This is a genomic window from Xanthomonas theicola, assembly GCF_014236795.1.
GTDB lineage: Bacteria > Pseudomonadota > Gammaproteobacteria > Xanthomonadales > Xanthomonadaceae > Xanthomonas_A > Xanthomonas_A theicola.
Window position 1 is genome coordinate 214807 of record NZ_CP049017.1, and the last position, 20051, is coordinate 234857.

Here is a 20051-nt window from a genome sequence, read left to right on the forward strand (position 1 = left end):
AACCTGTTCACGATCTTTTGAGTAGTAGTGTCAGGCATGCCAGGTGGATGAACTGCAAGCTGGCGTTGAGCTTACGCTCGCAGTTCTTCCATAGCCTTCGGTTCTTTTCCAGCCACGCAAAGCTGCGTTCGACGCTCCAGCGCTTGGGCATGACCTTGAAGGTGTGCAGTTCGCTGCGTTTGGCGATCTGTACCGTGACTTGCTTGCCCAGGATCTCTCGTACGCCTTCGGCGAATGGTTCTGCGGTATAGACGCTATCGCACAACAGGCTTTGCACGTGTCCCAGGTTCGGCTTGCAACGATCCAGGGATTGGAGCGCGCCTTTGCGGTCGGTCACTTCCGCCGTCGTCACCGCGACCGCATGCGGCAGGCCTTGGGTATCGACGGCGATGCGACGCTTGATCCCCGAGACCTTCTTGCCCGCGTCATAACCCTTCTGGCCGGCCGTGTCCGTGTTCTTCACGCTCTGTGCGTCCACGATCAAGAACGTGCTGCAAGCGTTGCGCCCCTGTCCCTGGCGGGCCGCGCCACCCTGATTTCTTGAGCGCCCGCTCCAGCAGGCTCACTCCTTCATCGTCTGGTTCGCTCCACTTGGCAAAGTAGCAGTGCACGGTGCGCCACTTCGGGAAGTCGCTGGGCAGCGCTGGCCACTGACAGCCGGTGCGCAGCAGGTACAGCACCGCGCACCACACGTCCTACAGATCCACGGTCCGTGGCTTGGTGCGCTTGCGCGCCTGCTCCAGAATGGGGCGGATCTGCTCGAACCGCTCCCGGCTCATGGCACTCGGATACGTCTTTGTTCGCATCCGCAGAGTTTGCACTACCCGGGAAAGATCGTGAACAGGCTCTTAGGTCGGGACCGGGGACCCGGGGGCATGGTCGCGAGTGCGTCGCTCCTGTGCTTTTCTGTAGGAGCGGCTCCGGCCGCGGCCGGTTCGGCGCCAGGATTTTCGGACGATGCCTGTCGCGGCTGATGGCCCGAGGCCACCGGAGCCGCTCCTACAGTGCGCGGTGTGGTGGCCGGGGGAGGCGCTTTCGCCGCGTCCCCAGTCCCGGCCCCTCAGCCACACGCCGCGCGGATCGCGTCCGGCAGCGGCGCGCTCTTGCCGGTCTGCGTGTCGATCCACACCACCACCACGTTGCCGTCCGAATGCAGCACGCTGTCGTCCTTCTGATCGACGATGCGATGGCCGACGGTGATGCTGCTGTTGCCCATGCGCTCGACGAACAGTTCCACCACGATGTCGTTCGGCCACACGATCGGGCGCCGGTAGTTGACGTTGGTCGCCGCCACCACCGGGGCGATGCGGTTGCGCATCGAGAAGCCGTCCACCTGCAGCAGCCAGCGCACGCGCGCTTCTTCCAGGTAGGACACGTACTTGGCGTTGTTGACGTGGCCCATGCTGTCCATGTCGCGCCAGCGCACGCTGATCGGCACGCGCGCCAGCGGCTTGTGCGCGGTGGCGGAGGAATCGGCGGGGGATGCGCTCATCGTGCGGCTCTCTTGGTGGTGGTCTTCTTGGCCGCCTGCTTGGCGGCCTTCTCGGGTTTGCGCTTGCGCGGCGGCAGCGCGTCGGGCTTGTTGGCCATCGCCGCCGGCTTGGTCGGCTTGGCCACGGTGCCGGCGGGCAGCAGCTTGGCCAGGAACTGGCCGGTGTAGGAATCCGGATGCGCGGCGATGTCCTCGGGCGTGCCGGTGGCGAGGATGGTGCCGCCGCGATGGCCGCCCTCCGGGCCCAGGTCCACCACCCAGTCCGCGGTCTTGATCACGTCCAGGTTGTGCTCGATCACCACCACCGTGTTGCCTTCGTCGCGCAGCTTGTGCAGCACGTCCAGTAGCGCCTCGATGTCGTGGAAGTGCAGGCCGGTGGTCGGCTCGTCGAGGATGTACAGGGTGCGGCCGGTGTCGCGCCGCGACAGTTCCTTGGACAGCTTCACGCGCTGCGCTTCGCCGCCGGACAGGGTGGTCGCGCTCTGTCCCAGCTTGATGTAGCTCAGGCCCACGTCGACCAGTGTCTCCAGCTTGCGCGCGATGCTCGGCACCGGCTCGAACAGCTTCAGCGCGTCCTCGACGGTCATCTGCAGCACGTCGTTGATGTTGAAGCCCTTGTACAGGATCTCCAGCGTCTCGCGGTTGTAGCGCTTGCCGTGGCACACGTCGCAGGGCACGTACACGTCGGGCAGGAAGTGCATCTCGACCTTGATCAGGCCGTCGCCCTGGCACGCCTCGCAGCGGCCGCCGCGCACGTTGAAGCTGAAACGGCCCGGCGAGTAGCCGCGCGCGCGCGCTTCGGGCACCTGCGCGAACAGTTCGCGCAGCGGCGTGAACAAGCCGGTGTAGGTGGCCGGGTTGGAGCGTGGGGTGCGGCCGATCGGCGACTGGTCGATGTCCACCACCTTGTCGAACAGGTCCAGGTGCTCGATCTCGCGGTACGGCGCCACCGCATGCGAGGCGCCGTTGATCTCGTTGGCGGCCAGGGTGAACAAGGTGTCGTTGATCAGCGTCGACTTGCCCGAGCCGGACACGCCGGTGACGCAGGTCAGCAGCCCGGCCGGGATGTCCAGGTCCACGCCCTTGAGGTTGTTGCCTGCGGCCCCGCGCAGGTGCAGGGTCATCTTCGGGTTGGCCTTGTGCCGCTTGGCCGGGATCTCGATGCGGCGCTTGCCCGACAGGTACTGGCCGGTCAGCGAACGCGGCGCCTTCAGCAGGTCCTGCACCGTGCCCTGGCCGACGATCTCGCCGCCGTGCACGCCGGCGCCGGGGCCGATGTCCAGCACGTAGTCGGCCAGGCGGATCGCGTCCTCGTCGTGCTCGACCACGATCACCGTGTTGCCCAGGTCGCGCAGCCGGGTGAGGGTGCCGAGCAGGCGCTCGTTGTCGCGCTGGTGCAGGCCGATCGACGGTTCGTCGAGCACGTACATCACCCCGACCAGGCCGGCGCCGATCTGGCTGGCCAGGCGGATGCGCTGGGCCTCGCCGCCGGACAGGGTGTCGGCCTTGCGTTCCAGGGTCAGGTAATCCAGCCCGACATCGACCAGGAAGCCGAGCCGCTCGGCGATCTCCTTGACGATCTTGCTGGCGATCTCGCCGCGCCAGCCGGGCAGGTCGAGCTGGCGGAAGAAGCGCAGCGCCTCGTCGATCGGCAGCACCACCAGGTCCGGCAGTGGGCGATCGGCGACGAACACGTTGCGCGCGGCCTTGTTCAGGCGCGCGCCCTTGCAGTCCGGGCACGGCCGCTCGCTGATGTACTTGGCCAGTTCCTCGCGCACCGCCGGCGATTCGGTCTCGCGGTAGCGGCGCTCCAGGTTGGGGATGATGCCTTCGAAGCGGTGCTTGCGCTGGGTGCGGCCGCCGGCATCGGTGAAGTAGGTGAAGGTGATGGTCTCGTCGCCGCTGCCGTACAGCACCGCCTGGCGCACGCTCGCCGGCAGCGACTGCCACGGCGCGTCCACGTCGAACTTGTAGTGCTTGGCCAGCGAGGCGATCAGCTGGAAATAGTAGGCGTTGCGCCGGTCCCAGCCGCGCACCGCGCCGGCCGACAGCGACAGTTCCGGATGCACCACCACCCGCTCCGGATCGAAGAACTCGGTCACGCCCAGGCCGTCGCAGCTCGGGCAGGCGCCCATCGGCGCGTTGAACGAGAACAGCCGCGGCTCCAGCTCCGGCAGCGCGTAGTCGCAGACCGGGCAGCTGTACTTGGAGGAGAACAGCTGCGGTGCGGCATCGGCGGCGTCCAGGCTCTGCACCGAGACCATGCCGTCGCCGAGCTTCAACGCGGTCTCCAGGCTCTCGGCCAGGCGCTGCTTGATGTCATGGCGCGGGCGGAAGCGGTCGATCACCGCCTCGATGGTGTGCTTCTGGCGCAGCGCCAGCGCCGGCACCGCGTCGATCTCGTACAGCTCGCCGTCCACGCGCACGCGCACGAAGCCCTGCGCGCGCAGCTGCTCGAACACCTGCGCGTGCTCGCCCTTGCGCTCGCGGATCACCGGCGCCAGCAGCATGTAGCGCTGCTCCGGGTCCAGCGCCAGGATCTGGTCGACCATCTGGCTGACCGTCTGCGCTTCCAGCGGATAGCCGTGGTCGGGGCAGCGCGGCTGGCCGACGCGCGCGTACAGCAGGCGCAGGTAGTCGTAGATCTCAGTGATGGTGCCGACCGTGGAGCGCGGATTGTGCGAGGTCGACTTCTGCTCGATCGCGATCGCCGGCGACAGGCCCTCGATGTGGTCGATGTCGGGCTTTTCCATCACGCTGAGGAACTGCCGCGCGTACGCCGACAGCGACTCGACGTAGCGGCGCTGGCCTTCGGCGTAGATGGTGTCGAACGCCAGCGACGACTTGCCCGAGCCGGACAGCCCGGTGATCACGATCAGCTTGTCGCGCGGCAGGTCGAGGTCGAGGTTCTTGAGGTTGTGCGTGCGCGCGCCGCGGATGCGGATGAAATCCATCGCCATGAGGAGTCCGTGTTGTGCCGGCGGAGCGTCAGCCAGGGCCAGCGTGGGGGCGGAGAGGGGGGACGGCAATCGATCAGCGTACCCAGCTTGGCAGGTTGGGGCAATTGACGGATTTGCCAGGATCCGGGCGGCGTGGTGGCGGGCCGGTTCAGCCAATCGCGCTCGTTGCCGGGGCGGCCTTCGCGGCAGAGCGTGGGCTTGACCCCGACCTGCTGAAGCCATTAGAATTCCGCTCCTGTTTGCCCGACGAGGCACGGCAGGGGCGACCACAATAACTACAGAGGAAGTCTGGTCATGTACGCAGTACTGGTAACCGGCGGCAAGCAATACCGCGTGGCGCAGGGCGAAACGCTCCGCGTGGAAAAGCTCGAGGCCGAGGCCGGCAACGAAATCAAGTTCGACACCATCCTGATGCTGGGCGATGGCGACGGCATCAAGCTCGGCGATGCGCTGAAGGGCGCCAGCGTCACCGCGAAGGTCGTGGCCCATGGCCGCGCCGACAAGGTGCGCATCATCAAGTTCCGCCGCCGCAAGCACCACATGAAGCGCCAGGGGCACCGGCAGCATTACACCGAAATCGAGATCACCGGCATTGCCGGTGGCGACAAGAAGTAAGGAGCAGCAGTCATGGCACACAAGAAAGGCGTAGGCTCCTCGCGCAACGGCCGCGACTCCAAGCCGAAGTACCTGGGCGTGAAGATGTTCGGCGGCCAGGCGATCAAGGCCGGCAACATCATCGTGCGTCAGCGCGGCACCCGCTTCCATCCGGGTTCGGGCGTCGGCCTGGGCCGCGACCACACCCTGTTCGCGCTGGTCGGCGGCAAGGTCAAGTTCTCGGTCAAGGGCGCCAAGAAGCGTCGCACCGTGAGCGTGGTGGCCGAAGCGGCTGCCGTTGAGGCGTAAGCGCTTCGCCTCCAGGGCCTGCGCACATGGCGCAGGCTTGCTGAATGAAGGCCCCGCTTCGGCGGGGTTTTTCGTTGGAGGGCCGGGATATCGGGATTGGGGAGTGGGAATTCGCGAAAGCCAATTCCGCCGAGTCCCTGATTCGTCGCCTCCGTACTTTGCCGGGGCCGCTAAACTGCGGCATCTGGTGGTTTTTCCAATCCCCAATCGCGAATCCCAAATCCCATGAAGTTGGTCGACGAAGCAGAAATCCAGGTCGGTGCCGGCAATGGCGGCAACGGCTGCATCGGCTTCCGCCGCGAGAAGTTCATTCCGCTCGGCGGCCCGGACGGCGGCGACGGCGGCGACGGCGGCAGCGTGTGGCTGGTCGCCGACGAGAACCTCAACACCCTGGTCGATTTCCGCCATCAGCGTACGTTCCGCGCGCAGCGCGGCGAGAACGGCATGGGCCGGCAGATGTACGGCAAGGCCGGCGACGATCTGGCCATCACCGTGCCGGTCGGCACCGTGGTGATCAACGTCGACACCGACGAGACCATCGGCGACCTGGTCGCGCATGGCGATCGCCTGCTGGTCGCGCAGGGCGGCAAGGGCGGCCTGGGCAACATGCATTTCAAGAGCTCGGTGACGCGCGCCCCGCGCAAGGCGACGCCGGGCGAGGAAGGCGAGGCGCGTACGCTGAAGCTGGAACTGAAGCTGCTCGCCGACGTCGGCCTGCTCGGTTTCCCCAATGCCGGCAAGAGCACCTTCATCCGCGCGGTGTCCGCGGCCACGCCGAAGGTCGCCGACTATCCGTTCACCACGCTGTATCCGAACCTGGGCGTGGTCAGCGTCGAGGCCTATCGCAGCTTCGTCATCGCCGACATCCCCGGCCTGATCGAAGGCGCGGCCGACGGCGCCGGCCTGGGCGCGCAGTTCCTGCGCCACCTACAGCGCACCCGCTTGCTGCTGCACCTGGTGGACCTGGCGCCGATGGAGGGCGGCGTGGACGGCGTGTCGCCGACCGAGCAGGTGCGCGCGATCGAGCGCGAGTTGGAGAAGCACGACGCCGAGCTGCTGGCCAAGCCGCGCTGGCTGGTGCTGAACAAGGCCGATCTGATGCTCGAGGACCAGGCGCGCGCGCTGGCCGAGCAGGTCGTCGCCAAACTCGGCTGGACCCGGCCGTGGTATCTGGTCTCGGCGCTGGGGCGGGAAGGCACCTGGCCGATCATGCAGGACGCGATGGCGTTCTTCGACCGCCAGCGCGAGGACGCGCTGGAAGCGGCTGCCAATGCGCCCTGAGCGCGGCGGCCGGCACGGCGTGCAGCTGCCCGCATCGGATCGCGCGCGCACGAAAAACCCGGCCGAGGCCGGGCTTTTTCTTAGTGCCGGAAGTGCTGGCGCTTCCGGCAGCGACCGCAACCGCTCAGGCGGCGGTCTTGATCGCCTTGATGCGGGCGCTCAGGCGGCTCTTGTGGCGCGCAGCCTTGTTCTTGTGGATCAGGCCGCGCGAGCTGAAACGGTCGAGGATCGGCTGGGCCACGGCGAAAGCGGCTTCGGCGCCGGCGGCGTCGTTGGCGTCCAGGGCCTTGATGACCTTCTTGACGGCGGTGCGCAGCATCGAACGCTGAGCCGTGTTGCGCGCGTTGCGCACGACGGTCTGCTTGGCGCGCTTCTTGGCGGACTTGATATTGGCCACGGTGGTGGTTTTCCTGGGAAGCTGTGTGGTGGATAAAAACAAGCGGGGGAGTATGAAGCGTCCAAACAACTGCGTCAAGCCGATTGTCAAGAGGGGCGCTGCATGAGCGCGCCGCGCATGCTGCGCGGGCTGCTTTCATTCAGCAGCATGACCCTGGTCTCGCGCGTGCTCGGGCTGGTACGCGATCAGGCGATCACCATCTCCTTCGGCGCCAATGCGACCACCGATGCGTTCTGGGTCGCGTTCCGCATCCCCAACTTCCTGCGCCGCCTGTTCGCCGAGGGTTCGTTCGCCACCGCTTTCGTGCCGGTGTTCACCGAGGTGAAGGAAACCCGGCCGCATGCCGACCTGCGCGCGCTGATGTCGCGGGTGTCCGGCACCCTGGGCGGGATCCTGCTGCTGGTCACCGCGCTGGGGCTGATCTTCACCCCGCAGGTGGCGTTGCTGTTCAATCCCGGCGCCAGCGACGATCCGGTCAAGTTCGGGCTGATCGTGGACCTGTTGCGGCTGACCTTCCCGTTCCTGCTGTTCGTATCGCTGACCGCGCTGGCCGGCGGCGCCCTGAACAGCTTCCACCGCTTCGGCCTGCCGGCGCTGACCCCGGTGATCCTCAACCTGTGCATGATCGCCGGCGCACTGTGGCTGGCGCCGAAGCTGGAGGTGCCGATCCTGGCGATGGGCTGGGCGGTGCTGGTGGCCGGCGTGCTGCAGCTGCTGTTCCAGCTGCCGGCGCTGCGCGGCATCGACCTGCTGACCCTGCCGTGCTGGGGCTGGCGGCACCCGGATGTGCGCCGCGTGCTGACCTTGATGGTGCCGACCCTGTTCGGCTCCTCGATCGCGCAGATCAACCTGTTGCTGGACACGGTGATCGCCTCGTTCCTGTTCGCCGGTTCGCAGAGCTGGCTGTCGCAGGCCGACCGCTTCCTGGAACTGCCGCTGGGCGTGTTCGGCGTGGCGCTGGGCACGGTGATCCTGCCGGCGCTGTCGCGGCACCACGTCAAGACCGACCACGTCGGTTTCTCCAATGCGCTGGACTGGGGCCTGCGCGCCACCCTGCTGATCGCGGTGCCGGCGATGCTGGGGCTGATGCTGCTGAGCCAGCCGCTGGTGGCCACGCTATTCCAGTACGGCAAGTTCACCGCGTTCGACACGCGCATGGCGGCGATGTCGGTGTTCGGGCTGAGCTTCGGCCTGCCCGCATTCGCGCTGCTGAAGGTGCTGCTGCCGGCGTTCTACTCGCGCCAGGACACGCGCACCCCGGTGCGCGCCGGGGTGGTCGCGCTGGTCGCGAACATGGTGCTGAACCTGCTGTTCCTGGCCATCCTGTACCAGCTGTGGGTGCCGGCCGACCTGCGCGCGCAGGGCATGCGCGCGGCGCTGGCGGCGGTGCCGGGCCTGCATCTGGCGCTGGGCCTGGCCAGCGCGGTGGCCAGCTACATCAACCTGTCGCTGCTGTGGCGCTGGCTGCGCCGCGCCGAGGTGTACCGGCCGCGACCGGGCTGGGCCGGCTACCTGCTGAGGCTGGGCGTGGCCTGCGCGGTGATGGCCGCGGTGCTGGCGCTGGGCCTGCACTGGCTGCCGGGCTTCACCACGATGGACAAGTGGCACCGCATCGGCAGCCTGTTGGCGCTGGTCGGCGGCGGCGGCGCGGTGTACCTGCTGGCGTTGCTGGCGCTGGGATTCCGGCCGCGGGATCTGCGGGAGCAGTGAAGCCCAGGGCCCGGGATTCGGGATTCTGCGCGACTGCACGGCATTGCTGGGATTTCTTGCTTTAAGGAAGGTCTGAACAACTCCGGCTGATCCTGCGACACCTGATCGCCGAGAAGCCCTCCAAGCTCAAGCAGATCAACAACAAGCGCGAATTGAAGTGGGCCCGACGCTGGGAGCATGTCAAGGCCAGCCTGCGAGCGAAGGTGGAACACCCGTTTCGGGTGATCAAGCGCCAGTTTGGCTACGTCAAGGTGCGCTATCGCGGCTTGGCGAAGAACACCGCGCAGGTGCTGACGCTGTTTGCGCTGTCGAACCTGTGGATGAAGCCAAAGCAGTTGATGCATGTCGTGGGGAGGGTGTGCCTGTAACCCGGGCAATACCCCGAAAATGCGCCGGAGACGGCGAAAACCAAGGGGCTGAGTGCCGTCAGCGTGGCCGATTTGGATTGCCTCATCCTCTGACGGCGTTGCTCAGACCTTCCTTAAGGATAGTCTGATCAACGCGGTCGGAGGATGAGGCAAGCCATATCGACCACGCCCACGGCGCTCAGACCCTCGGTTTTTCGCCGTTTCCGGCGCATTTCCGGGGTATTGCCCGGGTTACAGGCACACCCTCCCCACGACAGGCAGCAACTGCTTTCGCTTCAGCCACAGGTTCGACAGCGCAAACAGCGTCAGCACCTGCGCGGTGTTCTTCGCCAAGCCGCGATAGCGCACCTTGACGTAGCCAAACTGGCGCTTGATCACCCGGAACGGATGCTCCACCTTCGCCCTCAGGCTGGCCTTGGCGTGCTCCCAGCGCTGTGCCCACTTCAATTCGCGCTTGCTCTTGATCTGCTTCAGCTTCGAGGGCTTCTCCGCGATCAGATAGCGCAGCTTGCGCTTGCTCGCCATCTCCTCGCGCTTGGCCAGCCCGGTGTAGCCGCTGTCGCCGCATACCGTGTCTTCCTTGCCGTGCAGCAGCTTGTGCGCCTGGGTGATATCTGCGGCGTTGGCCGCCGTGCATTCCAAGTGGTGCACCAGCCCGGACTCATCGTCCACGCCGATGTGCGCTTTCATCCCGAAGTAGTACTGATTGCCCTTCTTGGTCTGGTGCATTTCCGGGTCGCGCTCGCCGTTCTTGTTCTTGGTCGAGCTGGGCGCGGCAATGATCGTGGCGTCCACGATGGTGCCGCCGCGCAGGCTCTGGCCCTTGCGCGATAGGTGCGCGTTGACCCGGTTGAACAGCGTGCGCGCCAGATCGTGCGTCTCCAGCAACCGGCGGAAGTTGAGGATCGTGGTCTCGTCCGGCACCTCATCCAACCCGCCGATCCTGGCGAAACGGCGCATCGACGCCGTGTCGTACAAGGCTTCTTCCGCGCCCGGGTCGCTCAGTGCGTACCACTGCTGCAGAAAGTGGATGCGCAGCATTGTCTCCAGCGGGTACGGCTGACGGCCCGGATGGCCCGACTTCGGATAGTGCGGCGCGATCAGCGCCAGCAGGTCTTTCCACGGCACCACCTGATCCATCTCGGCCAGCAACCTTTCGCGCCGCGTCTGCTTGCGCTTGCCGTTGTACTCCGCGTCGCCGAAAGACAATTGCATCGTCGTTGTCCTGTTGGGCTTTGTACGATTGTCGCAGGATCAGAGGGAGTTGTTCAGACCATCCCTAAGGATAGTCTGATCAACGCGGTCGGAGGATGAGGCAAGCCATATCGACCACGCCCACGGCGCTCAGACCCTCGGTTTTTCGCCGTTTCCGGCGCATTTCCGGGGTATTTCCCGGATTACAGGCACACCCTCCCCACGACAGGCAGCAACTGCTTTCGCTTCAGCCACAGGTTCGACAGCGCAAACAGCGTCAGCACTTGCGCCGTGTTCTTCGCCAGGCCGCGATAGCGCACCTTGACGTAGCCAAACTGGCGCTTGATCACCCGGAACGGATGCTCCACCTTCGCCCTCAGGCTGGCCTTGGCGTGCTCCCAGCGCTGTGCCCACTTCAATTCGCGCTTGCTCTTGATCTGCTTCAGCTTCGAGGGCTTCTCCGCGATCAGATAGCGCAGCTTGCGCTTGCTCGCCATCTCCTCGCGCTTGGCCAGCCCGGTGTAGCCGCTGTCGCCGCATACCGTGTCTTCCTTGCCGTGCAGCAGCTTGTGCGCCTGGGTGATATCTGCGGCGTTGGCCGCCGTGCATTCCAAGTGGTGCACCAGCCCGGACTCATCGTCCACGCCGATGTGCGCTTTCATCCCGAAGTAGTACTGATTGCCCTTCTTGGTCTGGTGCATTTCCGGGTCGCGCTCGCCGTTCTTGTTCTTGGTCGAGCTGGGCGCGGCAATGATCGTGGCGTCCACGATGGTGCCGCCGCGCAGGCTCTGGCCCTTGCGCGATAGGTGCGCGTTGACCCGGTTGAACAGCGTGCGCGCCAGATCGTGCGTCTCCAGCAACCGGCGGAAGTTGAGGATCGTGGTCTCGTCCGGCACCTCATCCAACCCGCCGATCCTGGCGAAACGGCGCATCGACGCCGTGTCGTACAAGGCTTCTTCCGCGCCCGGGTCGCTCAGTGCGTACCACTGCTGCAGAAAGTGGATGCGCAGCATTGTCTCCAGCGGGTACGGCTGACGGCCCGGATGGCCCGACTTCGGATAGTGCGGCGCGATCAGCGCCAGCAGGTCTTTCCACGGCACCACCTGATCCATCTCGGCCAGCAACCTTTCGCGCCGCGTCTGCTTGCGCTTGCCGTTGTACTCCGCGTCGCCGAAAGACAATTGCATCGTCGTTGTCCTGTTGGGCTTTGTACGATTGTCGCAGGATCAGAGGGAGTTGTTCAGACCATCCCTAAGGCTCTTTGCGCGTCTCTGATGGCCTTGATAAACCCTTGTTTGTCTTTCGGGGACACCAGAGTTCTCTTCTGGCCATGGTGTATTTCAAGGCGATCAAGAGAGAGGGCTGGGCTGGAAACTGGATTTGATGAGGGACTTATGTCACTAATCTGATCTGGCGGTATACGTTGCCTGATCGGGCCGCTGCGAACGATGAGGACTTCTGATTCAACGGTGTAGGCTGTGGAAAGCAGGAGCCAAGCGGGCAATACGGTACCTATAACAAAGACGGCTGCCGCAGTTAGCAAGCCTCCATTGGATCGCCCATGCGACGCAGCTATGACAGTTGCGAGAGAGGCAGCGATCACTACCAGCATGATGGCCGCTAACCACCAGTCGATCTTCGATCTAAACGTCATCACTTGCTCCGGCTCTCACTCTGAGGTGCTAGTCCAGAGACCCTGAGTGAATAGGCCTGAACCGCGGATATGGCTGTTCTGAGTTGGGTCTCGTCGAAACCGAAGAGGCCTGCACTGGCCATGGCGCGCATGAGTGCATCCACTTCACGTGAGATCAGGTCTCGATACACCTGTGTTTGAAGTTCTGAGTTACCAAGGATGGCTCCAAGCCGCAGCGCGCGCTGGCTGTTCCTAACCAAGAGCGGATCAAGCCTTGTCATGCTTCCATTGAACGTACCTCCGCGGTCCTCAACTGGTTGTGGGAGTTGTGGCGAACTGCCAGAGGTGCTGACCTGAGTAAGAACGGCAGCTGCAGAAACGACCGCGACCATCAGATAGACCACTGCTGTAACCGCGGCGCCAGCTGTCACGGCTGCGACACAAACGGTCACAGTTGTGCAGAACATCGGTGTGACGCACCCGGAGGAGGTCAGATGGTAGAGCGCTGCCAAGTCATCTTCGGTCGGGGTGCCAGCCGTGTGGGTGATGAGCTCCAGAAGTGCCTGGTCCTGGGCCTTTTGCGTGACCAGTCCTTCTGATCGAAGAATCTTAGCAATTTCATCGTAGTTCCCTTGCAGCGCAGTCGCGATTCGGTTGGTCAGCACCGACGTGTCGGGCTGCTCGAAGAGCCCCGCTGCCTTAAAGAGTTTGATTGAGCCATCCCAGTCTGAATTCTCTAACGTCAGCCGAACAGCTGGGTCGCTTGCGCAGGCGAGCATCCTCGTGACTTCGCTATTGAGTATCCTGTCAGAGCCGTCGAGCCCATGGGATCGAAGGAATTTCTCTGGGGACGCACGGAACCGGGTCGACTCTTCGCTAGAGGTCAATACGCGATCAACGACTTGCGCGACTCGCGCCAACTCCGCCCACGAATCAGCTGGAAGGCCAGTCTGCGACAGCGGAAGCATGAACCTCGCTGTCGCTTGGCCCCCGTCGGCCTGAACGCTTAGCGGGGTTCCATAGAGCCTTTCAGAGCTGGCGCCTCTAGCGGTAGCTGTGGCGGCTGCTGGGGCGACCAGGGCAGCCTGTATGAATTTCCTTCTCTTCATGTGATCTCTTCTTCCTTGTTTAGAATGGGTGAACTTTTTTTGCTCGAAACTTCTAGGGATGGTCTGAACAACTCCCTCTGATCCTGCGACAATCGTACAAAGCCCAACAGGACAACGACGATGCAATTGTCTTTCGGCGACGCGGAGTACAACGGCAAGCGCAAGCAGACGCGGCGCGAAAGGTTGCTGGCCGAGATGGATCAGGTGGTGCCGTGGAAAGACCTGCTGGCGCTGATCGCGCCGCACTATCCGAAGTCGGGCCATCCGGGCCGTCAGCCGTACCCGCTGGAGACAATGCTGCGCATCCACTTTCTGCAGCAGTGGTACGCACTGAGCGACCCGGGCGCGGAAGAAGCCTTGTACGACACGGCGTCGATGCGCCGTTTCGCCAGGATCGGCGGGTTGGATGAGGTGCCGGACGAGACCACGATCCTCAACTTCCGCCGGTTGCTGGAGACGCACGATCTGGCGCGCACGCTGTTCAACCGGGTCAACGCGCACCTATCGCGCAAGGGCCAGAGCCTGCGCGGCGGCACCATCGTGGACGCCACGATCATTGCCGCGCCCAGCTCGACCAAGAACAAGAACGGCGAGCGCGACCCGGAAATGCACCAGACCAAGAAGGGCAATCAGTACTACTTCGGGATGAAAGCGCACATCGGCGTGGACGATGAGTCCGGGCTGGTGCACCACTTGGAATGCACGGCGGCCAACGCCGCAGATATCACCCAGGCGCACAAGCTGCTGCACGGCAAGGAAGACACGGTATGCGGCGACAGCGGCTACACCGGGCTGGCCAAGCGCGAGGAGATGGCGAGCAAGCGCAAGCTGCGCTATCTGATCGCGGAGAAGCCCTCGAAGCTGAAGCAGATCAAGAGCAAGCGCGAATTGAAGTGGGCACAGCGCTGGGAGCACGCCAAGGCCAGCCTGAGGGCGAAGGTGGAGCATCCGTTCCGGGTGATCAAGCGCCAGTTTGGCTACGTCAAGGTGCGCTATCGCGGCCTGGCGAAGAACACGGCGCAAGTGCTGACGCTGTTTGCGCTGTCGAACCTGTGGCTGAAGCGAAAGCAGTTGCTGCCTGTCGTGGGGAGGGTGTGCCTGTAATCCGGGAAATACCCCGGAAATGCGCCGGAAACGGCGAAAAACCGAGGGTCTGAGCGCCGTGGGCGTGGTCGATATGGCTTGCCTCATCCTCCGACCGCGTTGATCAGACTATCCCTAGAGCTCGCTTCAGGTAGAACCTGGTCATGACCTCTGGCGCAAGCTGCTGATAACGGGATAACACTGCGCGCTTTACCTCGTCATCTTTATGAAGGATTACGCAGGCTTGGCATATATGAACTACGCCATCAAGGATCTTTGCGGATTCCTTGCCTAGAACACTTTCGATGATCGCGTATGGGCCGTCCGTGTGTATCCAAAATTTGAGGAAGTCTTGAGACTGGCCGTAGTAGAGTTCATCCATATTGCTGCCATCACAACAGCCAAGGCGCATCTCTGGAATGTGCTCGAGTGTCAACCCGCAGCACGCAGACAGGTTGTCGTGAGGTGTGACAACGACGTTTGAGAAGATCTGGTCGCAGCCATTTCTCAAGCTTTCTTGGTCGATTTCCTGGCCGCGCTCGTCGGCATCGTTGTGAAAGGGCATCCAACTGTTGGACTGAATGCGTAGAAATCCCCCCCGAGCAACTTCTGTACTCGCGGATCCGACGCCAGATGGCGATAGTGCCTGTTTTTTTCCTCGTCAGCCTCGACGGTGATCAGTGTTGGAATCATGCAGCCGGTGACGGCTTGGGCCGCGTTGATGACGCAATCCTGAGAGACAAACTCCTGATGATCTTTTCCGGTGCTGATGTTGAGTTCTCAGAGGCCTGAAGCAGCCAGCTTTGAGGCAACATGATTAGCAGATCGTTCTGTCTTACCCCAAGAGCCGTTCGACACGATGCGTGTCAAGAGTCCTAAGCTCGTACACAAAGCAACGGCTTCATAGAGATCCTCTTTCAGAAGCGTAGCCTCGCCACCGCTGAATACAACTATCTTGAGGTTCTCGAACTTGCTCTTGGCTTCCTTGATGCGAGCCAGAAGCGCTTCACGCTTGAGCCTTCCTACTACTTTGGGACTTGATTCGAAGCAGCATTGCCTGCATGCAGCAGTGCAAGTATATGTGCCCAAAATCGTCAAATTCTGTGGATCAATCAGGCGAGCGTGATAAGCCTTTGCCTCAGTCATGAGATTTCCATTCCTTTAGATGTCCGTGTTCATAGCACTAGGTGGTGCCGTGGTCAAGTTTGGCGGGTATCACGATAGTGAGACGCTGATCATGTAGTCGAGCTGGGCAGTGATCCTGAGTATCCGGGCCGGGACGTGCGTGGGTCAGTGATTGACAATTGTTACCGACTGTTTTCGGACGCTCCGGTCCGCTGTTGCGCCTCAGGCGCAACTATCTCTTCAAACATGCGCGCGCCAGGTGCAGGTTTGGCCAAGCCGCACGACGAAGCGGCGGTTCGTGTTCTTCTCCAGCCCGCGATGTCGCGTCCGGCACGCGCTCCCGGCCTAGGCCGATCCCGACGAGCCGCCGCAGTGCCGTGCTGTCCAGCAGGGCTTTCTCGCAGGCCTCATCGCCCAGATCGAACCAGTGCTGCACGAAGTACATCCGCAGCATGCGTGCCAAACCGATCGGCGGCCGGCCATTGCCAGCCTTTGGATAGCGCGGCTCGACCCACCGCGCATAACGCCGGCCATGGCACGGTCCGCTCCATCCTCGCCAGGAACACGTTTTGGTGCGTCGGCCGACGATACTGCTCGAATCCAGCGCATGATCGGCAGCCATCGCCGGCGTCTGCTGTTTCATGAGTCGATTCCGGTCTTGGGAGGGGCCTATCTTCTTTCTCCGCGATCCCGATCCCGATCCCGAGCTTGAGCTTGAGCTTGAGCTTGAGCCCCAGGCCCAGGCCCAGGCCCAGGCCCAGGCCCAGGCCGCTGCACCAGCCGCTATACTCGACGGTTACGCATCATCACCCACCGGCGCCCTGCGCCGGCGCTTCGGACCGAGGAATGAGCAGGCTCTTTAGAGACGTCGAGGGCGGGACTTTGTTCCCGCAGGGAAGCGTGGTCTGCATCGGCGCCTTCGATGGCCTGCATCTGGGCCACCGTGCGCTGGTGCGCCATGCGCTGGCGCGTGCCCGTGCCTTGGACGTGGCGGCGGTGGCGTTGAGCTTCGAGCCGCTGCCGCGCGAGTTCTTCGCGTCGGCGGCGCCGCCGGCGCGGCTGACCCTGGCGCGGGCCAAGGTCGAAGGCCTGCACCAGCTCGGCGTCGACAGCGTCGGCCTGCTGCGCTTCGATCGGTGCCTGTCGGCCATGAGCGCGCAGGATTTCGTGCGCCGCACCCTGGTCGATCGGCTGCAGGCGCGCGAAGTGTGGATCGGCCCGGCGTTCCGCTTCGGCTACAAGCGCGGCGGCGATATCGCGCTGCTGCGCGAGATGGGCGCGCAACGGGGCTTCGCCGCCGGCGAGATCGAGCCGGTGCACCTGCGCGAGGAGCGCATCTCCAGCACCCGCATCCGCGAACTGCTGGTGGCCGGCGCGTTCGCGCATGCCGCCGAACTGCTCGGCCGCCCGTACGCGATCGACGGTCGCGTGGTGCGCGGCAAGCAGCTCGGGCGCACCCTCGGCTATCCCACCGCCAACCTGCGTTTCCCGCGCACGCCGGCGCTGTCGGGCATCTACGCCACCTGGGTGCACGGGGTGGGCGAGCGGCCATGGCCGTCGGTGTCCAGCTTCGGCACGCGGCCGACGGTGCAGGGCGTGGAACCGTTGCTGGAAGCGCACCTGTTCGATTTTCAGGGCGACCTGTACGGGCGCCACATCGCCGTGGAATTCGTCGCCAAGCTGCGCGACGAAGAAAAATTCTCCGATCTGGCGGTGCTGACCGCACAGATGCATCGCGACGCCGCCCTGGCCCGGCGCCTGCTCGGGTCCGCGCCGGAATCGGCGCTGGCGCGCGCGGACGCCGATGGCGCGAGCCGCTTGCACCAGCCCGCGGCGCCTGCGCCCGGACTCTCCAATGAAGACAACCGGTAAATCCCCGTGACCCAGGACTACAAAGCCACCCTCCACCTGCCGGCGACGGACTTCCCGATGCGCGGCGACCTGCCCAAGCGCGAGCCGGACACGCTGGCCCGCTGGGAAGGCGAGGGGCTGTACACGCAGCTGCGCGACAACGCCCAGGGCCGGCCGCTGTTCGTGCTGCACGACGGCCCGCCGTACGCCAACGGCGCGATCCACCTCGGCCATGCGGTCAACAAGATCCTCAAGGACATCATCGTCAAGTCCAAGTACCTGGCCGGCTTCGATGCGCCGTACATCCCGGGCTGGGACTGCCATGGCCTGCCGATCGAGATCGCGATCGAGAAGAAGTACGGCAAGGTCGGGGTCAAGCTGGACGCGGCGCAGTTCCGGCAGAAGTGCCGCGAGTACGCCAACGAGCAGATCGACATCCAGCGCCGCGACTTCAAGCGCCTGGGCGTGATCGGCGACTGGGACAATCCCTACCGCACGCTCGACTTCCATTTCGAAGCCAACGAGATGCGTGCGCTGGCCAGGATCGTCGACAACGGCCACCTGACCCGCGGCGTGAAGCCGGTGCACTGGTGCTTCGATTGCGGCTCGGCGCTGGCCGAGGCGGAGATCGAGTACGCCGACAAGCAGTCGCCGACCGTGGACGTGGCCTACACCGCGCGCGACGGCGCGGCGCTGGCCGCCGCGTTCGGCGCCGATCTGCCGGAGGAGGTCGAGGTCGCGGTGCCGATCTGGACCACCACGCCGTGGACGCTGCCGGCCTCGCTGGCGGTGTCGCTGGGGCCGGACCTGGTCTACGCGCTGGTCGAAGGCCCGGCGCGCGACGGCCGCCGCCGCTGGCTGGTGCTGGCCGATGCGCTGGCCGAGCGTGCGCTGCAGCGCTACGGCGTGACCGAGGTGGCGGTGCACGGCCGCGCCGCCGGCGCGGCGCTGGAGCACCAGCTGCTGGCGCATCCGTTCTACGACGCGCGCGACATCCCGCTGATCCTCGGCGCCCATGTCTCCGACGAGGACGGCACCGGCGCGGTGCATACCGCGCCCGGGCACGGCCAGGAAGACTATGTGGCGGCCAGGCAGTACGGCCTGATCGAGCGCTACAGCGCCGCGCAGATCAACCCGGTCGACGGCCGCGGCGTGTACCTGCCCTCGACCCCGCCGGCCGACGGCGTGGCGCTGGCCGGGCTGCACATCTGGAAGGCCAGCGACGCCATCGCCGAGGTGCTGGCCGCGCGCGGCGCGCTGCTGGCGCACGCGAGCATGGTGCACAGCTACCCGCACTGCTGGCGGCACAAGACCCCGATCGCGTTCCGCGCCACCCCGCAGTGGTTCATCTCGATGGAGCAGGCCAACCTGCGCGCCGACGCGCTGCAGGCGATCGAGGGCGTGCACTGGTATCCGTCCTGGGGCCAGGCGCGCATCGCCGGCATGGTCGCCGGGCGTCCGGACTGGACCATCTCGCGGCAGCGCACCTGGGGCGTGCCGATCGCGCTGTTCGTGCATCGCGAGACCGGCGAGCCGCATCCGCGCAGCACCGAGCTGATGCGCCAGGTCGCCGACCGCGTCGAGGAAGGCGGGGTGGACGTGTGGTACACGCTCGACGCCGGCGAACTGCTCGGCGAGGAGGCGGCCGAGTACGACAAGATCACCGACATCCTCGACGTGTGGTTCGATTCGGGCGTCACCCACGAGGCGGTGCTGGCCGAACGCGGCATCCCCAAGCCGGCCGACCTGTACCTGGAAGGCTCGGACCAGCACCGCGGCTGGTTCCAGTCCTCGCTGCTGACCGGCGTGGCGCTGGACCAGGCGGCGCCGTACCGGCAGTGCCTGACCCACGGCTTCACCGTGGACGAGCACGGCCGCAAGATGTCCAAGTCGCTGGGCAACGGCATCGAGCCGCAGGACATCATGAAGACGCTGGGCGCGGACATCCTGCGCCTGTGGATCGCCTCCAGCGACTACAGCAACGAGATGTCGCTGTCGCAGGAGATCCTCAAGCGCAATGCCGACGCCTACCGGCGCCTGCGCAACACCGCGCGCTTCCTGCTCGGCAACCTGCACGGCTTCAATCCGGCCGCGCACCTGCGCACCTTGCCGGAGCTGGTGGCGCTGGACCGCTGGATCGTGCATCGCGCCTACGAGGTGCAGGAGCAGATCAAGGCCGCCTACGTGCGCTACGACTTCGCCGCGATCGTGCAGGCCCTGCTCAACTTCTGCAGCGTGGACCTGGGTTCGCTGTACCTGGACGTGACCAAGGACCGGCTGTACACGATGCCCGAGGACTCGCACGGCCGGCGTTCGGCGCAGACCGCGATGTTCCATGTCGCCGAGGCGTTCGTGCGCTGGATCGCGCCGATCCTGAGTTTCACCGCCGACGAACTGTGGGGCTACCTGCCCGGCGCGCATGCCGGCAACGTACTGTTCGCGACCTGGTACGAAGGCCTGGCGCCGCTGCCGGAGGACGCGGCGCTGAGCGCGGCCGATTTCGAGCGGCTGCTGGCGCTGCGCGAGCAGGTGGCCAAGGTGCTGGAGCCGATGCGCGGCAACGGCGTGATCGGCGCGGCGCTGGAGGCGGAGATCACCGTCGCCGCCGACGCGCAGACCGCCGCCAGGCTGCAGCCGCTGCAGGAGGAACTGCGCTTCCTGTTCATCAGCGGCGACGTGGTGGTGCGCGAGGCCAGCACCGACGAGATCTTCGTCAGCGCGCAGGCCACCGCCAAGCAGAAATGCGTGCGTTGCTGGCACCACCGCGCCGACGTGGGCATGGATCCGGCGCACCCGGAGCTGTGCGGCCGCTGCATCGGCAACATCGACGGGCTGGGCGAGGAGCGCCACTGGTTCTGAGCCGTCCCTGCGCGGCTGGAGCCGCGGCGAGGTGTTCGCCACCGCCTCGTTCCGCGTAGATTTCCTTTGCACCCATCCTTTGCCCG

Annotated in this window: 16 protein-coding genes and 3 pseudogenes; 8 read left to right on the forward strand and 11 right to left on the reverse strand. The window is 65.1% G+C overall.

Annotated elements, in window-relative coordinates:
- Positions 1 to 7: 7 nt before the first annotated feature.
- The 3 genes and pseudogenes from G4Q83_RS01050 to uvrA form a co-directional block, all read right to left on the reverse strand.
- Positions 8 to 806: pseudogene (locus G4Q83_RS01050) on the reverse strand (IS5 family transposase).
- A gap of 254 nt (positions 807 to 1060) precedes the next feature.
- Positions 1061 to 1492, reverse strand: coding sequence for an acyl-CoA thioesterase (locus tag G4Q83_RS01055; RefSeq protein ID WP_128421675.1), 432 nt, complete (start codon positions 1490 to 1492; stop codon positions 1061 to 1063).
- Positions 1489 to 4452: an excinuclease ABC subunit UvrA gene (gene uvrA, locus G4Q83_RS01060; RefSeq protein WP_128421674.1), complete on the reverse strand. Its 2964-nt coding sequence runs from the start codon at positions 4450 to 4452 to the stop codon at positions 1489 to 1491. The genes G4Q83_RS01055 and uvrA overlap by 4 nt, the downstream gene beginning before the upstream one ends.
- Positions 4453 to 4746: 294 nt before the next feature.
- On the opposite strand from uvrA, the gene rplU reads away from it, so the two are divergent.
- The 3 genes from rplU (at position 4747) to cgtA (ending at position 6636) form a co-directional block, all read left to right on the forward strand.
- Positions 4747 to 5067 (forward strand): 50S ribosomal protein L21, encoded by a 321-nt coding sequence (gene rplU / locus G4Q83_RS01065; protein WP_128421673.1) that lies wholly within the window; start codon positions 4747 to 4749, stop codon positions 5065 to 5067.
- Between the two features lie 12 nt (positions 5068 to 5079).
- Complete coding sequence (rpmA, locus tag G4Q83_RS01070) at positions 5080 to 5355, forward strand: 50S ribosomal protein L27 (RefSeq protein ID WP_128421672.1); 276 nt, start codon at positions 5080 to 5082, stop codon at positions 5353 to 5355.
- Between the two features lie 225 nt (positions 5356 to 5580).
- Positions 5581 to 6636 carry an Obg family GTPase CgtA gene (gene cgtA, locus G4Q83_RS01075; RefSeq protein WP_128421671.1) on the forward strand — a complete coding sequence of 352 codons (1056 nt, stop codon included), beginning with the start codon at positions 5581 to 5583 and terminating at the stop codon, positions 6634 to 6636.
- Positions 6637 to 6760: 124 nt separating this feature from the next.
- Here the strand turns inward: cgtA and rpsT are convergent, their stop codons facing one another.
- Positions 6761 to 7033, reverse strand: coding sequence for a 30S ribosomal protein S20 (gene rpsT, locus G4Q83_RS01080; RefSeq protein ID WP_128421676.1), 273 nt, complete (start codon positions 7031 to 7033; stop codon positions 6761 to 6763).
- 117 nt (positions 7034 to 7150) lie between these two features.
- Here rpsT and murJ point away from each other — a divergent pair, with 117 nt between their 5' ends.
- Both murJ and G4Q83_RS01090 read left to right on the forward strand, forming a co-directional pair.
- The gene (gene murJ, locus G4Q83_RS01085) at positions 7151 to 8743 is read left to right on the forward strand and encodes a murein biosynthesis integral membrane protein MurJ (protein WP_185817400.1); all 1593 of its coding nucleotides are present in this window, start codon (positions 7151 to 7153) and stop codon (positions 8741 to 8743) included.
- Positions 8744 to 8847: 104 nt separating this feature from the next.
- Positions 8848 to 9111 (forward strand): annotated as a pseudogene (locus tag G4Q83_RS01090) (transposase); the annotation flags it as partial.
- 231 nt (positions 9112 to 9342) lie between these two features.
- Here the strand turns inward: G4Q83_RS01090 and G4Q83_RS01095 are convergent.
- From G4Q83_RS01095 to G4Q83_RS01110, 4 genes are all read right to left on the reverse strand, one after another.
- On the reverse strand, positions 9343 to 10326 hold the full coding sequence (locus G4Q83_RS01095) for an IS5 family transposase (protein ID WP_185817191.1): 984 nt from the start codon (positions 10324 to 10326) through the stop codon (positions 9343 to 9345).
- 182 nt (positions 10327 to 10508) lie between these two features.
- Complete coding sequence (locus tag G4Q83_RS01100) at positions 10509 to 11492, reverse strand: IS5 family transposase (protein WP_185817191.1); 984 nt, start codon at positions 11490 to 11492, stop codon at positions 10509 to 10511.
- A gap of 53 nt (positions 11493 to 11545) precedes the next feature.
- Positions 11546 to 11959 (reverse strand): PH domain-containing protein, encoded by a 414-nt coding sequence (locus G4Q83_RS24365; RefSeq protein WP_128421980.1) that lies wholly within the window; start codon positions 11957 to 11959, stop codon positions 11546 to 11548.
- Positions 11959 to 12717, reverse strand: coding sequence for a hypothetical protein (locus G4Q83_RS01110; RefSeq protein ID WP_158255094.1), 759 nt, complete (start codon positions 12715 to 12717; stop codon positions 11959 to 11961). Before G4Q83_RS01110 ends, G4Q83_RS24365 begins: the two co-directional genes overlap by 1 nt.
- Positions 12718 to 13167: 450 nt before the next feature.
- Between G4Q83_RS01110 and G4Q83_RS01115 the strand changes: the two genes are divergently transcribed.
- Positions 13168 to 14151 carry an IS5 family transposase gene (locus G4Q83_RS01115; protein WP_185817191.1) on the forward strand — a complete coding sequence of 328 codons (984 nt, stop codon included), beginning with the start codon at positions 13168 to 13170 and terminating at the stop codon, positions 14149 to 14151.
- 103 nt (positions 14152 to 14254) lie between these two features.
- Here G4Q83_RS01115 and G4Q83_RS01120 read toward each other — a convergent pair whose 3' ends face one another.
- The 3 genes and pseudogenes from G4Q83_RS01120 to G4Q83_RS01130 form a co-directional block, all read right to left on the reverse strand.
- Positions 14255 to 14695 (reverse strand): hypothetical protein, encoded by a 441-nt coding sequence (locus tag G4Q83_RS01120; protein ID WP_128419284.1) that lies wholly within the window; start codon positions 14693 to 14695, stop codon positions 14255 to 14257.
- Between the two features lie 215 nt (positions 14696 to 14910).
- A complete protein-coding gene (locus G4Q83_RS01125; protein ID WP_128419285.1) occupies positions 14911 to 15276 on the reverse strand; it encodes a radical SAM protein in 366 nt (121 codons plus the stop codon).
- A gap of 295 nt (positions 15277 to 15571) precedes the next feature.
- Positions 15572 to 15898, reverse strand: a pseudogene (locus tag G4Q83_RS01130) (transposase); the annotation flags it as partial.
- A gap of 203 nt (positions 15899 to 16101) precedes the next feature.
- On the opposite strand from G4Q83_RS01130, the gene G4Q83_RS01135 reads away from it, so the two are divergent.
- Positions 16102 to 17127 carry a bifunctional riboflavin kinase/FAD synthetase gene (locus G4Q83_RS01135; protein WP_128419286.1) on the forward strand — a complete coding sequence of 342 codons (1026 nt, stop codon included), beginning with the start codon at positions 16102 to 16104 and terminating at the stop codon, positions 17125 to 17127.
- Between the two features lie 6 nt (positions 17128 to 17133).
- On the forward strand, positions 17134 to 19965 hold the full coding sequence (ileS, locus tag G4Q83_RS01140; RefSeq protein ID WP_128419287.1) for an isoleucine--tRNA ligase: 2832 nt from the start codon (positions 17134 to 17136) through the stop codon (positions 19963 to 19965).
- The last annotated feature ends 86 nt before the right edge of the window (positions 19966 to 20051 follow it).